The sequence below is a fragment of the Natronincola peptidivorans genome (assembly GCF_900111615.1).
In the GTDB taxonomy this organism is placed as follows: Bacteria; Bacillota; Clostridia; order Peptostreptococcales; family Natronincolaceae; genus Natronincola_A; species Natronincola_A peptidivorans.
In genome coordinates, this window is record NZ_FOHU01000016.1 from 26,181 (window position 1) to 40,938 (window position 14,758).

Genomic DNA, 14,758 nt, shown 5'->3' on the forward strand with positions numbered 1-14,758 from the left:
TTTGGTAAATACTAATAGCCTAAAATCAAAATACAAAAAAGCTTTAAATTAGCATTTGCTATTGATAGTCCCATAGTTATCTGCTTTCCTATAAAAACTATATCATTCCGCCAACCTTCTACCTGCAACATTCTAAAGAGCATATTGTGTCACATTTTTAAATTAGTAGAAAGCGTAACATCTTCAGTTTACAATAGAAATTTTATTTTCATTATCAGAATAAATGCCTTTGTATGTAAAACTTAAGAGGTACTCTCCAGCTTCCTCAGCAGTTATAGGTACCACTGCACCATCCCATTTGGCAAGTTCAAGAAAACCATCTTTTCTTAAAAACACAGCTAATGTATGGGGTTTTCCTTCATCTTCTGTTCTATAACATACCTGTATATTATGAATCTCTTTATCGAAGTTTGCTAAAATCATCGGCAATATATCATTTCCATCTTGATCACGAACCCAGTCTATTTCAATAACAGGGTTAGACGATCTTACTGTATTTCCCTTTAAAGCCCATGATATAGACCATATTTCATCTATCTCATTATCATAACCAGAATAGTAATTATCTTTTTCCATAAAATGTGCATATAAGGTTAGCTGGGAATCTGGCATAGGAAACTCCCATACATCACACAGTTCCACTATATCCTCTTTATTTCCAGTGTATGACCAACCTATGAACATATACGCTTCATATAGTGAATTGGTGCAAATAGCTACTGTTGCCATTTCTCCTTCTTCATAGAATCCTTCACCTATATAGGCAGATGCACTAAAAGGTGCACCAATGATTGAAACCTCATAACCTGTTTCGTCACCCCTATCTTTTGCTACATCTACAAAGTTGGCAGCTATGTTTATATCTTCCCTTCCCATTGTAAAACTGTAGGTTGAAGAATCACTAAACTCTACTCCATCTATAGTCCAATTCACAAACTCGTACCCTTCATAGGCTCCCGCTTCTATTGTTACTGTATCCTCTGGCTCGTAGAGTGCCGTGCCGTCCGTCCATCCCCCTCCTGTTGGATTAGCTACTAATTGTACTGCATAAATTGATGATTCTTCTTCAGAGGTACACCCTTGAAGGCTTAACATCATTGCAAGGGTTAGTAAAAGAGCTAATATTTTTTTTACCTTCTTTTGTTTCATAGACTTTAGTCCTCCCTTTTTAGTTATACTATTGTCATATAAATCATTATTTGAAATATATTTATATGCTGCAATCTAAATAATGCCATATACTCCATTCATCTTTTAAACTCTAATCATATTATATAATTACTATATTTCTTCTAATAATTTACACAAAAAAATCGATTTTTCTTATGAAAAACCTCCAGTTTTTTTACACTGTTTCCTATCTTTGTTAATTATTTAACCTAGCATCTATTTAGGACCTTTAAGCAGTAATAATTCTACTACTTATCTTAATTATTTCTACTAAATATTACAAATTCCTCTAACCTCCATCATTTTATTTGTAATTTGTTTTGATTCTATAATAAACATTGCGGTAGTTAATTCTCCAGCGATTGTTATAGAAACCTTTTACTTTAAACAATATATGCGGCAATAGTATAAAGGGACTAAAAAAGCCATTGATACTTATACCCATTGTTTTAGATGAAAAGGTTTTTAAAGCATTGCCTTTTACTTTGATAATTATATCAGTTCTTGTTACAATTGATATGAAGGTATTAGCACATGAGATGGATCATGCGTAATATATTACATATTCGGGCGACCTGTGGTCGCCAGTTATTGGTCGATACAATTGCATATTGTCAATGTGTAGGGGCGGTCTTTGACCGCCTGATTAATGACACATCATCCATCTGTTACGCCTTAAATAGAAATTATTTCACCAATATTTTAAAAATCTTATAGGTGTTAACAAAACATGTCTTATTAAATAGAAAATATATACTATATCATTAATTAAATACAAACTTACTTTAGTTAAGAACTGGAACTTTTAAACTCACTATAAATACCTGCATATTCCCTTACTAGTTCAGCTAAGTTTGTAACTTCACCTAAGGTCTGCTCATGTATCTCTGTAGCTTTAGTTGAATACCCAGGTTCTTTAAATATCTCGATAAACTGCCTGTGATACTCTATTATCTTACCAGTTGAAATAATCAATTTTTCTATATGCTCTTCTGCCTCTTTAGAAAAATGCTGAACTTTTTCGTCATTTAATTTTTCAATAATATCATCTATTTCTGTTACCATTTCATTAAGACTTTTCATATCTTCTATCATAGGAATCATTGAAGCGACACTATACAATTCCATTACAACTCCAGATAAATTAGTATATTCTGATGCAATTTTGTTAATTATTTCATCTAACTTATTTAAACTTTCAATTTGTTTTTCAGTAGTGATGTAGGACTTTGTGGGGGCTAATACATTTTCAATGTTTGGAAAGACTATTGATCCATCATTAACAAAGTAAAAATTGTTCGCACCATACTCACCCATTAATAAAATATAATATTTCACATCGTGTTGTGTACTTTCTATCCATTCTTTTGCTTTTTCTTCGGAAAATTTTTCAACTTCAATATCCATAATCATATCTACAATTTTATTAATTGTTTCGATGTCATCGATTTCATTTGGAAACATAGTCCCTTTAGTAGTTACTAAAATCTTATCCACCTTTTCAGGATTTTCAATAAAATCATTGGATGTAACAACACTTCTAGAACAAGCAATTAAAATTACTAAAACAAAAATAGATGTTAATAAGCTTATACTTTTTTTCAAAAAACCACCTCTCATTTGGTTGTATTTTATGAATCAAATATGAATAAAACTTATATAACAATCATAATTTTCTGCTACTTCATCTGTGACTACTAAAATAAATAATATGTAGCAGATGAGCTATAAATTGCCTTAGTTAGGTTTCTATAATTTGGTTATAAGGAATTATCTTTAATATCGATTACTTCATTTTTTTCTTTGTAAACATAATAGCACAACCCTACCATTAATGCATTCCCAACTATTAATCCTATGAATGTCCCTGAATCAACTCCATTAGATCTTAAATAATTAATGCCACTGACAGTTCTAATAATAATCAACACACAGTATACAACAATTATATTATAGTAATGAATTAATTTTTTATCTTGCAACTTTATAGCTGAGAAGAATAATATTGCACCAAAAATAATCGATGTAGAAGGATATAAATATATAATTTCTTTTGTAGATAAAAAACTGCGTAAGTAACGCCAACCTATATAAAGATAATATAACCCTTGCAATGCTATTATTGGTTTTATAAAGTTCACAAGAAATCGCCTCCCTTTTAAATAATAAAACAGCATATAATTTATGCTCTGTTGCAGCACACAATTCATCAGAAGCGATGTCGGACTTTCCTTGAAACCTTTTTTCCCGGTATCTACTAAGTCTCTCTTAATATGCCTTCCCTTTATCTAAAACATCCAGATTATATATACTATGATATTATTGATTCATTTCATCATCTTCGGTTGCACCATCTTTACTTTGTGTTGTTTGAGGAATAGCTCTGATAATCCCCTCATCGACATTCCATATCAGTTTCTCGCTGTTGCTGTCTTTAAAATAAACATTTTCAATATATGTATTATCTACTGATATCGTTATATCAAAATTGCCCCAACGATTTATAAATCCCAATAGTGTATTATGCTTTACGCCTATGTAAAGGTTGTTATCCTCTATCTCATAAATATGTCCTACATAAGCAGGTGCACTACTTCCTATTCCTCCCTTAATACGAACTGAGCCATTCTCAACAGAAACAGTCTCAGCATAAAGCGAATTTGGAGAATTACACATGGAAAAACCAAATATCCTCCACCCATACCTCGATAAAGTAAACATGAATGCTATTACTACAAAAACAATTACAACAATCCAACAAAATTTCTTCACTTAGTTTTTCCTCCTCTACAAAATGTAAATAATATGTAAATCACAATATTATACCAATATGAAATCACTACAAGCTAATCTTCATAGCCCGCCCATGGACACCCGTTAATTCTGTGGCACTGCATATAACGGTCTGAGGATTAATGACGTCAGAATTTCCCTTTAAATCCACTTTCCGCTGTCTGCTAAGTCTCTGTTATATGCTGTCTCGTTGTCTCAAACATCCAGATTGTATATACTATGATATTATTGATTCATTTCATCATCATTTGGAACAGCTGTTAAAAGAATATACATATCGTACATCAATAAGCTGCTGTCCCATGATTTCTAAAAGATATTCATCATTCTTGCATCTCAGCCCATTTTTTTCATAGAAGCCTCTTGCCCGTTGATTGTCCTTTAGTACCCATAAGAAGATGCTTTCATAACCCGATTCTTCTAAATCTGATAACGCAAATTGCAACAGCTTATTACCATACTCCTTCCCGTAATATTCAGGCAACAAATAAAGAGAGACAATCTCTCCCCAATCTGGCAGAGACTTATCCCTAGATTTTCCATATGCAACACAGCCAATTGGCTTGCCCTTTTCAAGTAAAATCTGTGCAGTTAAACCATTGTCCTTTATCCATTCAACAAATGTTGATTCCCAATAGTCCTCTTTTAGCTCATCTAAGAAGGCTTGAGGAATGATCCCTTTATATGCAAACTTCCAGCTTAAAGCATGAATACGACTATTATCCTTAACATCCTCAATCGTTGCTTTTCTTATCTCCATCTTTGCTTTCCTCCATAATACATTCCCAGCATTATCCCCGTCAGCGGTATGTAACCTAGCGGGGTCATATTCCCATCATCTTGGAACTGGACTCAAAAAGATTACCCCTTGGGGGTGCTTGCTAAACGGCTCTCTGCCAATTACCATGACCAGACTTTCACTGATAAGCAAACTATGACTTGCAAAACTCACACAATGCACTGTTAGGTGTTGGACCATGCTCCGTGCTGAGTCAGATGCGACCACGGATGGGAACACCTCAAATCTTATCTTTCAATATACAAGTTTATAGGCTATCAAATAACAATTCAGGATAATCATATACATTTCAATAGCATACTTACTATCTTGAAAAACATAAAAATTACTATCAATATCATGAGAAGTATAATTCCTTACAATGCTCAATATCTTTAAACATATTGCTACTATTCGTTTAGAATTCATTTCTGCTCTAAGTATATGTATTAAATGCTCTATCGCTTCTTCTTTATATTTATTAGATGTGGTATCGCTTGTTGATAATCCTTGTATTACATCAAATCCCCTATAAATTCTTCTAAGATTTTTTGATGCTTTTAGTAACTTTCCTAAAATCAGATCGTTAAGAGTTAATTCAGATATGTTAAATTTCTTCTAACAACTTAGATAATATCTTCTATTTTTCCTTTGAGCTCATATGTGCAGTGACAATTGCAACAAATACTCCCATAACAACCCACGGAAATGCAGCTTTAACAAAATCTTGCAATATACTTACCTCCTTTTTAATCCTCTTGTATAAACCACTATTTTGTATCATTTTTAACTGCTAATTGATACTTCACTTTTTCCTAGTATTCCAAATTAGATACTCTATTTGACGATATATCCTCTGCTGTTAATATTATATTCCCTAATTGTGTAACTACATTATTTATTTAAGTTTTTAACCTTATTTCTTGATGTTATTATAAAATTAATTCTACTTTTACAAAAATGTACTCATGGGAGATAATAACCGATTCTAACAATATCTATTTAGGACCATTAAGCACTAACAATTCTACTACTATTTTTATATATTTCTACTAAATATTGTAAATCCCTCCAACTTCCATCATTTTATTTGAAATTTATTCCAATTGATCTCTGCTTTTAAACTATTACTACTGACAATGCATCATTGAAAGTGATCTATCCAGGTTGTTGAAAAAGCCTCAAATTCTTGTCAATCTATGGAACGAAGTGTAATGAAGAATCTTCAAAGCCTTTCAAATGCTAGATTCTTCCCTAAGACTCAGAATGACAACCTTAATTTTTTTCATTATCTAACTTTTTCAACAGTTTCAAAACATCATTGAAAATGATGTGTCTTTGGAAAAACAAAAAACCTAGTCAGATTTCCTCCAACTAGTTTTTTTTGCAATTATATTCTGTGGTAACTTGCAGGAATGTTGGACACTTTTTGAAATAGAATGCCTTAAAATACTAGGGGTGTCCAACATTGGTGCAATGAAATATTGCTTTAATGTTGGACATTCATTACCAAAAATAATAACTAAAGAAGTATGAATTAATTATAACTGATAGTCTAATGATTGGGTTATATTTTTTATCAAATTATTATCAATCGGGTAAACTCCTATTAAGCAATCACCTAAACGTTCATTAAGCATCTCACTAGGACTATGAACTACAAACCCTGATTTTGATTTGAATTTACCCTTAATCTTACTGATAAGTATTCCAAGAAAATATTCATTATTCTTATAAGGAATAACTCTGTGAAAAAAAATGGTGTTGGGTTTTTCGTAATTATGATGTCTCAATATTATTGTAGGATTATCCCTTACATACTCGATTTTTTTAAATAAGAGTTTAGGAAATTGAGTGATTTCAATTACATAAGCATTCCACTTTTCTTCATCACAGTGCCGATAATTCATGTCTTGTTCTGCTAAGATAATGGTATCCTTTTTCCTTTTTTTTGTAAACAATTTATAATCATCTAAACCCCATATAGTCATACTACAAATTGGTCCAGTTGTAAGAATATTTTTTAATGTAGATCGTTGGATGCCTAGACCTTTAAAACTACCGTCTTCTTTTTTGCCAGATATAATAGTACCTTCAACTACTGAAGAAAATTGAATGAAACCATCACCATGAAATGATAGCTTTGCTTTATTCTTTGCTGAGTATGTCTTATAGTTAATGCACTCTAGCGAAAATGATTTCTTTGTATAATCAACTCTATACTTACCTAACAATCCTGTATTAGCATTATGATAAGGAGAAAATACAGAAAACCCACCACAATTCATAAAAAGCAATTTTGATATTTGAAATAACTTATTATTTTCTTCAATTATAATAGTATATTTCATGCCTACCTCCAAGTAGAGTGCTTAATTTAGCTTATTATTCTTGATGCTAGAATATATGAGACGTTCCTCAAACTTAAGTTGGTCAACATACATATGCTACTCCGGACTCGCAAGTGAGAACAGACGTGTTATGCCAGGTAATTATATTGTTCTAGGATTTTTCCAATAGCCTTGGAGGTAACGTCCCAACAACTGCTATGTAATATCTTTCAACTTGTACACTTAAATTTATTCTGAGTGAAATTGCTTGTTCATATTTATTTCCAAGCAAATCTGCATAATTGATAGTTAACCATAAGGTATTACCTCCAATACCATCCTCTGGAATCTGGATATTAAGCTCAATATGTTCTTCATCCTTTACAGCCAAAGTTAATCTTAGAGAGTCTGCATTCCAATCAAAGTTGGTTAAATATAGGAAATTAACATCTACTGCTGTTCCTAGACCGACATTTTTGATCATAAACGGGCTTGTTAATGTAGTCATCATACCAGTTGAATCTATACAGGAAAAGAACACCTCCTTATAATATTGTGGAAGGCTATCCAAATTGACCACCTTAAAATATGGCATAAGACTCAATCTGGCTTTTTCATCTGCTTTATTTCTTTCTTCTTCATCTTTCTTGCGATAATAATCAATTGTAAACCAAACCCCAAGAAGAGTCGTTACTCCACCTATATATCCTCCAAAAAAACTTATCCAGTCATTGTTCTCTGCTACGGGAATTGGTGTTTTAATTAATAAAATAAAATTAATTATTATTGGCAAAAGAACAATAATAATACTTAACGTAAGTATTGACTTATATTTTTTAAACATTAAAACCAACTTCTTTCATGATAGTATTGATTATTTCAGATAACGTCTCTGCCATTCCCGACGCCTTTGAACTGGACCCTAAAGGAATACCCCCTTGGCGGTGCTTGTCACCTAATGAGAAGGTGTGGTGCTGACCCTACTTCGTGACGGTGCATACAGAAACTCTCTTCCTGACGTTGCTTCTTGTACCCTTGTAGGAATGGCTTGCTAAATGAAGTTGTTGCCTCCGTATTCAAAGGTCATCATAAATTACGACCTCTTAAAACCTGCAAAGTCATTCTTGTTGGTTTATACCTCATATGTATAATGGAAAGTTAATTAATTGGTTATTCTGCCTTTTCTACGCTCCTTAGCTTAATTAATTACTTGTACCAATTCTCCGGTATTAGATTATTTTCATGCCACCAATCCTCTGTAATTAATTGGCGGAATTTTCCATCTTTCAGATCGGCATGATCGACAATTATGACTTGAAGATTACCTTTAAAATCATTTACTCTTTCAATAATAAAATCATAAAGGTCATACACCATACTCCAATCTGTATTTTTTTCATCAAGTTCAGAAGGGAAGTATACTTGTGATGGTTGATCAAAAAAAATAAATCGAGGGACTGGTCTATTAGCATTTATAAAATATTTATGTAGTGCAAAATATGTTATTAGATGAACACCAACCCAGTTAGATCCACTACCTAGTTGTTTTAATGGAACTGGACGTTCAGCCTTATCAACGACAACTGTAACTTTATTCAGGTCTAATCGATAAGGATTATCGCTATGCTCTAAGTTTAATTTTTTTGCCCATTCACTCATATCAACTGAAATGCGAGACAATGCAGATTGACGCCTTTCATACAAAGTATCTTTATCTAAAAGTTCATCTATTTCAGCAATCCGTTTTTCTAGTTCTTTTATTTGCATTTCTTTATTTCCAGACTCAGTATCCTTTTGAACACTCTCTAACCATAAGCTAATCCTCCCAATCACTCTTGCACGTCTGGAATTTAAGTCTTTCACTCGTTCTGCTTCTTTGTTTTGAATATAAATACCATCTATTTCAGCTTTTAAGTTTATAATTTCTTCTCTAAGTTTTTGTCTGTCCAGTTCCAAACTATCAATGAAATTTCTTAATTTAGGTCTTTCACGAGTAACACTTTCTATATTTTTATCCAAATTACTAATAGCTGTTTTTATCATTTCTACTTCCGGCAATGGATTTGTTAACTCTCCTGAACAGAGTGGACAAACACCTACTCTAAAATCCATTTTTTCAAACAATCCAATTGACTCCAAACGCATTTTTTGATGTGAAACCTCATCAGCAAATCCTGTTGTTTCTCCAGCAAAAGATTTTGCACTTGAAATGTTCAATTCTAACTCTTCTAAATCACGTTTCCGTTCTTCTAATATGCTTTGCAAATAACTAAGCCTATCCATTCCAACCTCATGCGTACTGTTAGGAGTCCACTCTTCAATAGTTGAAAGCAGAGTATATAGTGCGTTATAGTTATCATAATCTATATCTGCTCTATAATCTATAATTCCTACTTGCTTTGCTTCAGAAATAAGAGAAATAGCCCGCTCCATTCCTCCACCGTGTAAAACTCTATTTTCTTCAAGTCTACGTTTTTCAATAACTAAGCGTCGCTTTAATATGCTTTTTTCATTTTCCAAGGCTAATGCTTCTTCATTCACTATGCCTAGAAAATAAGGAAGTGTATCTTTAATTGCTTGTGTAATAAAATCATCTGATTGCTTATGAAAAAGAAAATTCTTAGCAGCTATTTCATCTTGATTTTGAAAGCAATAGTATAGTGCATGTCGTATATTTGCCGATAGTGCATTCCTACTTTGTCCATCAGGTGGGGTATGTAAATTTTCTAAGATTCCAACTCTAGATGATAGAGTTTCTTCTAATCCTGCGACGTTTTTATTTGCCACAAAATCACATTTTTCTGGGGCTTCAAGTTCTTTTCCTATTTCAATATAACAACGACCTGTTGATTGTTGTCCTGGATCTGGATTTTTACGCGCGAGAAACACTCTTTCATTTTTAAACTGAAGTAATAAACCATACCATGCTACATTTTCCCGAATAACACCATCTGCAATATTACAAGAGTCTCCACCAAGACAATAATCTATAATATCTCCAATAGCTGATTTTCCAGATTTAGATTTTCCTGTTATAATATTTACTGTTCCCAATTTAAATGACAAACGTCGCACCTTCCCATTAAGTCCATATATAACAATTTCTTTTATTTGCATCATGGCTTTACCCCCATACTAATAAATATAGTTTCAGCTTTTCCAGTCGCTGCAAACCATTTAGCTATATGTTCACTTTTGTTTATACAATCTTTTACTTCATCATTGGTGTATTTTGTTTTACTGAGAGCTTTTATTGTGTGAACAATTTCTAATTCACCATTGTTAGTTAACTGTACTAGTCCTGACTGCAATAGTAATTCAACAGCTTCATTTGTAATCAAAACTAATTCCTTTGCTCGTTTTGGAAAGTCAATTAAAGCTTCAGGATAGCGTTGTAACCATACTAACATTTGAGTTCTACTGTTAATCAATTCTCTTGTGCTTTTATGAAGAACTAATGGCAATATTAAATAAATCAAAGGAAATGAAAATGCTCTATGAGTTATATCTCCATATGTTTTTATTGTGCTATATATAATTCTTCCACAGAAAGCTGGATTAAGTAAATAAGCTACTTCTTTTGAACGGTTGTTCCACTCTCTCATTTAGTATCACCTCAATATTAATAAACACTTAAGACGTTCATAGAAATCCGTATGCCATCCTATTTTCAGTTGGTTTGCCAAAATGTGATAACTCCCTCGCATTACAAAAGCTTCACTGCATTTTTCTCTTATTCTTATATCTTTTTTCTGTATATCAGAAAATAGATCTTTTCCGCTTTTCACTTTTATATCTTCAGTAATCTGATCACCATATTCGTCCAAATTATCTTGCATAGTATAAAAACAATGCTCCCATTCATCAATAAGCCTTCTTTCATAATCATCTAGTTCATTAACATACAGCAAGTCATTTCTAACCCAACTCGCACGCTGCTTGAAAGCACGATAATAATCTCTTAGTGCCATTCGTACACGATTACTTCCCATGCTAATTAATTCTAATTGTTCGTAAAAAACTCTGTCATTAGGAGGCAAATCATCTAAATTTAATTTTCCAAAATCTATTATGTCAATAGGTAGGTTGTCAGGGTTATATTCTTGGCTAACTAACACAATGTAAGAACGAACTTGACTCTGTGTAACGTAAATCGGATCATCAGAGCATAGGGCTTCAATAACTTTTTTAAACCACCATCCCTCTAAACGCTCACAAATTAAATCTTCATATTTAGGTAAACAACTATATCGGATTTCTCGCTTAATTTCACTCTCCACATCAACTATGTTACTGCTTCCATCAACCACAATAGCATTGGCTAATAATCGTTTTGCTACTCTCTCATCCAAAGTATAAAAGGCATTATAGTATGTAGTGTGCTTTTTATTCTTAGATTCTTCGCATACTTTAATTAATAACTGATACGCCAATTCAATATCTCTATCTTTATGATTCTTAAGATAATAAGCTGCTGTTTTTTCTGGTGCAGATGCTGTTGTAATAATAATAAAGTTAGTTGTTTTAAGTAATTCAGGAGATTTTTTTATTGCATCAATCCATACTTTTAATGTTCTCCACATATCGGTACTGCTATCTGTTAAATCTCCATAATGCTTTATATGGTGCTTAAGTTGAATTAATACTCGTGAATCATCCTCGTCACTAAATGCAATATCATCAAATTTTTCAATGCTTATCTGAGCTTGTTCATCACGATTCTTGAGCAAAAGATTAAGTGCATATCTAACTTGATACAAATATCCCATCATTTGTTCTGAAGCCTGATGATTTGACATATCTAATGCCTCCTTTTTCCATTATCTATAAATCAACTCTTTAATATTAATTTTTACCACGCATTTCTATCAATCTATATTAACTCAACTTCCCATGATTTTCCTAATTTAAATACTCTTCATGTCTACGATTATAGCTTACAAATAACTCTCCTCAAAACTTCAAAGTCTAATTTTACTAAAAGCGCCCTAGGATGGTTCAATCTTTTGCAAACAATTTGAACGTCCTTGCATCTGTGGCTTCCCTGAACCTGACCAACTTGATCTGCTTCATGACGGTGCCTACAGAGACTTTCTACCTGACGGTTCTTCTTGCACCCTTGTGGGAATGGCTTGTTAGATGAAGGTTGTTTCCCTCTTTTTGTCTAAGTTTATATGCTTTAATGAAGCTATTAACGTCTTCTTTGTTGCTCATGGAACTAAGTAGTACGTTGCTATCACTGATAAAATTCTTAATTTTCTTGACATCGAAACCACATGCTAAGACTATTTGAAAGTAAAGATATTTTTTAATATCTTCTTTAATTACTTTTTTGAAAGATATTGGGATAAAAAGACATTCATAAGCAGAAACAACAGCTACAATAATTACAAAGGGGATAAACAATATACTTAGTATTGATCCCATTGATAACAAAACTATTAATCTCTCCAAATTCAAATTATTGAACTGAGCGATTATTTGGCTTATTGAATTCCACATCATCCAAGCTCCGACGAAAAACAATATAGTGTTTAAAAAAGATGCTATTTTTTGATAATCTTCTTTGTTTTTATGTTCAGTTACTGCTACCATCATTGAAATGAACACTGTCACTGGAACTATAATTAACTCTGTAACCAAGGAAAATGAATATAAGTTCAAAATAAATTCGAATAGTATTGTAACCTTTAGGTTTTGAAGTATCAATTTCAAAAAATATCTATTATCTTTAGCAACACCTATTGCATTAAACAGCATAATATAGCCAATAAATAGCATCCACAATATAGTTACTTTAAAGTGACTAATATTCCAAAATCCTTGTTTCCACATAAAATAGATAATTATCATATTGTAAGCAAGTGCTAACAACCACAATATTAGCAATTTTTTTGAAAAGAAAGTTTTAAGAACTTGTAAAAATGATTTCCTTATTTTCTTTTCTTTTAACAATATTACACCGATAACAGTCGCCCAAATTAAAATAGCAAACTGCCGATTGCTTAATAAAAGATCATTATTAATAAGATAAGTCTTTATCTCTCCATATCTAACATATAGACTCATATAAGATCTTTTTGTAAATTTATATGGTAAGTTAATCCAGTAATGTATTGTCTCTTTAGTATAGCTGTGATAATAGTAAAGTTGATAAATTAACATTGACTGTACTATTACTATAAAATGTATAAAGAACTTATAAAATCTTTTCAATCTTTTTCAACCTCCGAAAAAGCACTAAATTTTTTCCAACTTTCATGGTCACGGTAGACGCGTCGATTACCCGACGCACCCCGCACAGATCCCGGCGTGCGGAACTACCGCACCGGGCTCTTCAGATATATTCACTTCCGTAATCAAGCAAAACAGTCTTCAAACCTTAATTGGTTATCTGATGTTTCTGTTATTCTGGGTTTTATCAGCCCATACCACTTCATCTTTTCTTTGAACTCATCCCAGTTAAAGCTTCTCCTTTGGCTTCTGCGGTTTAGCCATTTATATAGTATTTTTATGGCTATATTATAGAACTCGTTTATTCCTTTACTATTTCCTATGACTCCATAGTAGTTGAAGTATCCTCTTAGCTTGATATTTAGTTTATCTACTATTCTCTTTATTCGATTATTACGATTCTCCTTACACCACTTAGTAAAGGCTTTTATTGATTTTCTCAATTTATCCCGACTAGTTCTTCTGACTATTATGTCTTTTCCTTTATGTGATTCTTTCCATCGGTATTCGAATCCAAGAAATTCGAAGCTGGTATTTTCATGTTTTCTAAATCTTGTAAAGCTTATTATCTTTGTCTTTTCTTCTGCTAGTTCCAGCTTAAATTTTCCAAGCCTTTTTCCTAATGCACTATAAAACTTTTCTGCATCTTTCTTGTATCTAAAGGCGCATATAAAGTCATCAGCGAAGCGGCATATATATGCTTCTCCTTCACTTCTTGGCTTTACTATTTTTTCAAACCATAAATCTAATGCGTAGTGTAGATATATGTTGGCTAAAACTGGACTTACTACTCCGCCCTGTGGACAACCTGTCTGTGGGTGTATTATTTTTCCTTCTGTCTCCATTATCCCTGCTTTTAGCCATTTCTTTATCAGTTTTAAGAATGTCTTGTCTTTTATTCTAAGCTTTAGCATTTCCATTAACCATTCATGGTCTATGTTGTTGAAATATCCTTTTATGTCGGCTTCTACTATGTAGCTGTATTTCCCTTGTATTTCTTTTGTGAGTTCTGTCACCGCTCTTTGTGGTCCTATTCCTGGTCTGTATCCATAACTACTCTTTAGGAAATCTGACTGGTATATTGCTTCTAATATGTTAGCTACTGCTCTTTGTATTATTTTATCTCTTATTGTCGGTATTCCTAGGGGGCGTGTTTTTCCATTTCCCTTTGGTATATTAACTCTTTTTACCAGTCTTGCTTTGTACGTCTTTTTCTTTAAATCCTCTAATAGCTCATTCAGATTTTGGTCAAGGTTCTTCTCAAATTCCTTTGCTGTTACCTTATCCACTCCTGCTGATGCTTTCTTGTTAATTTCTTTCCATGCAATATACAAAGCATTCTTATCCAGTAGTCCATATAGGTTACCAAAACGATAGTCTCTTTCTTGTTTTGCTTTTCTTGTTATTCCCCGCAGTGAGGTTTGCATTATTTCCTCCAGTCCTGCAGTCCGGA

The 14,758-nt window shown here is 32.6% G+C and carries 12 protein-coding genes; all 12 read right to left on the reverse strand.

What is annotated here, in order from left to right:
* Nucleotides 1–183: 183 nt before the first annotated feature.
* The 12 genes from BMX10_RS14275 to ltrA all read right to left on the reverse strand — a co-directional run bounded on the left by BMX10_RS14275 (nucleotide 184) and on the right by ltrA (nucleotide 14,732).
* Complete coding sequence (locus BMX10_RS14275) at nucleotides 184–1,149, reverse strand: InlB B-repeat-containing protein (protein WP_090445729.1); 966 nt, start codon at nucleotides 1,147–1,149, stop codon at nucleotides 184–186.
* A gap of 810 nt (nucleotides 1,150–1,959) precedes the next feature.
* Nucleotides 1,960–2,775 carry a hypothetical protein gene (locus tag BMX10_RS14280; protein ID WP_090445732.1) on the reverse strand — a complete coding sequence of 272 codons (816 nt, stop codon included), beginning with the start codon at nucleotides 2,773–2,775 and terminating at the stop codon, nucleotides 1,960–1,962.
* A 155-nt stretch (nucleotides 2,776–2,930) separates the two neighbouring features.
* Nucleotides 2,931–3,311, reverse strand: a complete 381-nt coding sequence (locus tag BMX10_RS14285; protein ID WP_090445735.1) for a hypothetical protein — start codon at nucleotides 3,309–3,311, stop codon at nucleotides 2,931–2,933.
* Nucleotides 3,312–3,489: 178 nt separating this feature from the next.
* The gene (locus tag BMX10_RS14290) at nucleotides 3,490–3,942 is read right to left on the reverse strand and encodes a hypothetical protein (protein ID WP_090445738.1); all 453 of its coding nucleotides are present in this window, start codon (nucleotides 3,940–3,942) and stop codon (nucleotides 3,490–3,492) included.
* 265 nt (nucleotides 3,943–4,207) lie between these two features.
* Nucleotides 4,208–4,723: a GNAT family N-acetyltransferase gene (locus BMX10_RS14295; RefSeq protein ID WP_090445741.1), complete on the reverse strand. Its 516-nt coding sequence runs from the start codon at nucleotides 4,721–4,723 to the stop codon at nucleotides 4,208–4,210.
* A 1,559-nt stretch (nucleotides 4,724–6,282) separates the two neighbouring features.
* Nucleotides 6,283–7,092: a hypothetical protein gene (locus BMX10_RS14300; protein ID WP_090445744.1), complete on the reverse strand. Its 810-nt coding sequence runs from the start codon at nucleotides 7,090–7,092 to the stop codon at nucleotides 6,283–6,285.
* Between the two features lie 151 nt (nucleotides 7,093–7,243).
* Entirely contained in the window at nucleotides 7,244–7,915 is a 672-nt protein-coding gene (locus BMX10_RS14305; RefSeq protein ID WP_090445747.1) for a hypothetical protein, read from the reverse strand.
* A gap of 362 nt (nucleotides 7,916–8,277) precedes the next feature.
* Nucleotides 8,278–10,191 (reverse strand): DUF3732 domain-containing protein, encoded by a 1,914-nt coding sequence (locus BMX10_RS14310; RefSeq protein ID WP_090445751.1) that lies wholly within the window; start codon nucleotides 10,189–10,191, stop codon nucleotides 8,278–8,280.
* Nucleotides 10,188–10,676, reverse strand: a complete 489-nt coding sequence (locus BMX10_RS14315; RefSeq protein WP_090445754.1) for a three component ABC system middle component — start codon at nucleotides 10,674–10,676, stop codon at nucleotides 10,188–10,190. The genes BMX10_RS14310 and BMX10_RS14315 overlap by 4 nt, the downstream gene beginning before the upstream one ends.
* A 6-nt stretch (nucleotides 10,677–10,682) precedes the next feature.
* The gene (locus BMX10_RS14320; RefSeq protein ID WP_090445757.1) at nucleotides 10,683–11,870 is read right to left on the reverse strand and encodes an ABC-three component system protein; all 1,188 of its coding nucleotides are present in this window, start codon (nucleotides 11,868–11,870) and stop codon (nucleotides 10,683–10,685) included.
* A gap of 295 nt (nucleotides 11,871–12,165) precedes the next feature.
* The gene (locus BMX10_RS14325) at nucleotides 12,166–13,287 is read right to left on the reverse strand and encodes a hypothetical protein (RefSeq protein ID WP_090445760.1); all 1,122 of its coding nucleotides are present in this window, start codon (nucleotides 13,285–13,287) and stop codon (nucleotides 12,166–12,168) included.
* 143 nt (nucleotides 13,288–13,430) lie between these two features.
* The gene (gene ltrA / locus BMX10_RS14330; protein WP_090445763.1) at nucleotides 13,431–14,732 is read right to left on the reverse strand and encodes a group II intron reverse transcriptase/maturase; all 1,302 of its coding nucleotides are present in this window, start codon (nucleotides 14,730–14,732) and stop codon (nucleotides 13,431–13,433) included.
* Nucleotides 14,733–14,758 lie beyond the last annotated feature (26 nt).

Bases quoted from the DNA above. Each gene is read 5' to 3' on its own strand.
- BMX10_RS14275 (WP_090445729.1), bottom strand. From the start codon at position 1,149: ATGAAACAAAAGAAGGTAAAAAAAATATTAGCTCTTTTACTAACCCTT.
- BMX10_RS14295 (WP_090445741.1), bottom strand. From the start codon at position 4,723: ATGGAGATAAGAAAAGCAACGATTGAGGATGTTAAGGATAATAGTCGT.
- BMX10_RS14300 (WP_090445744.1), bottom strand. From the start codon at position 7,092: ATGAAATATACTATTATAATTGAAGAAAATAATAAGTTATTTCAAATA.
- BMX10_RS14305 (WP_090445747.1), bottom strand. From the start codon at position 7,915: ATGTTTAAAAAATATAAGTCAATACTTACGTTAAGTATTATTATTGTT.
- BMX10_RS14310 (WP_090445751.1), bottom strand. From the start codon at position 10,191: ATGATGCAAATAAAAGAAATTGTTATATATGGACTTAATGGGAAGGTG.
- BMX10_RS14315 (WP_090445754.1), bottom strand. From the start codon at position 10,676: ATGAGAGAGTGGAACAACCGTTCAAAAGAAGTAGCTTATTTACTTAAT.
- BMX10_RS14320 (WP_090445757.1), bottom strand. From the start codon at position 11,870: ATGTCAAATCATCAGGCTTCAGAACAAATGATGGGATATTTGTATCAA.
- ltrA (WP_090445763.1), bottom strand. From the start codon at position 14,732: ATGCAAACCTCACTGCGGGGAATAACAAGAAAAGCAAAACAAGAAAGA.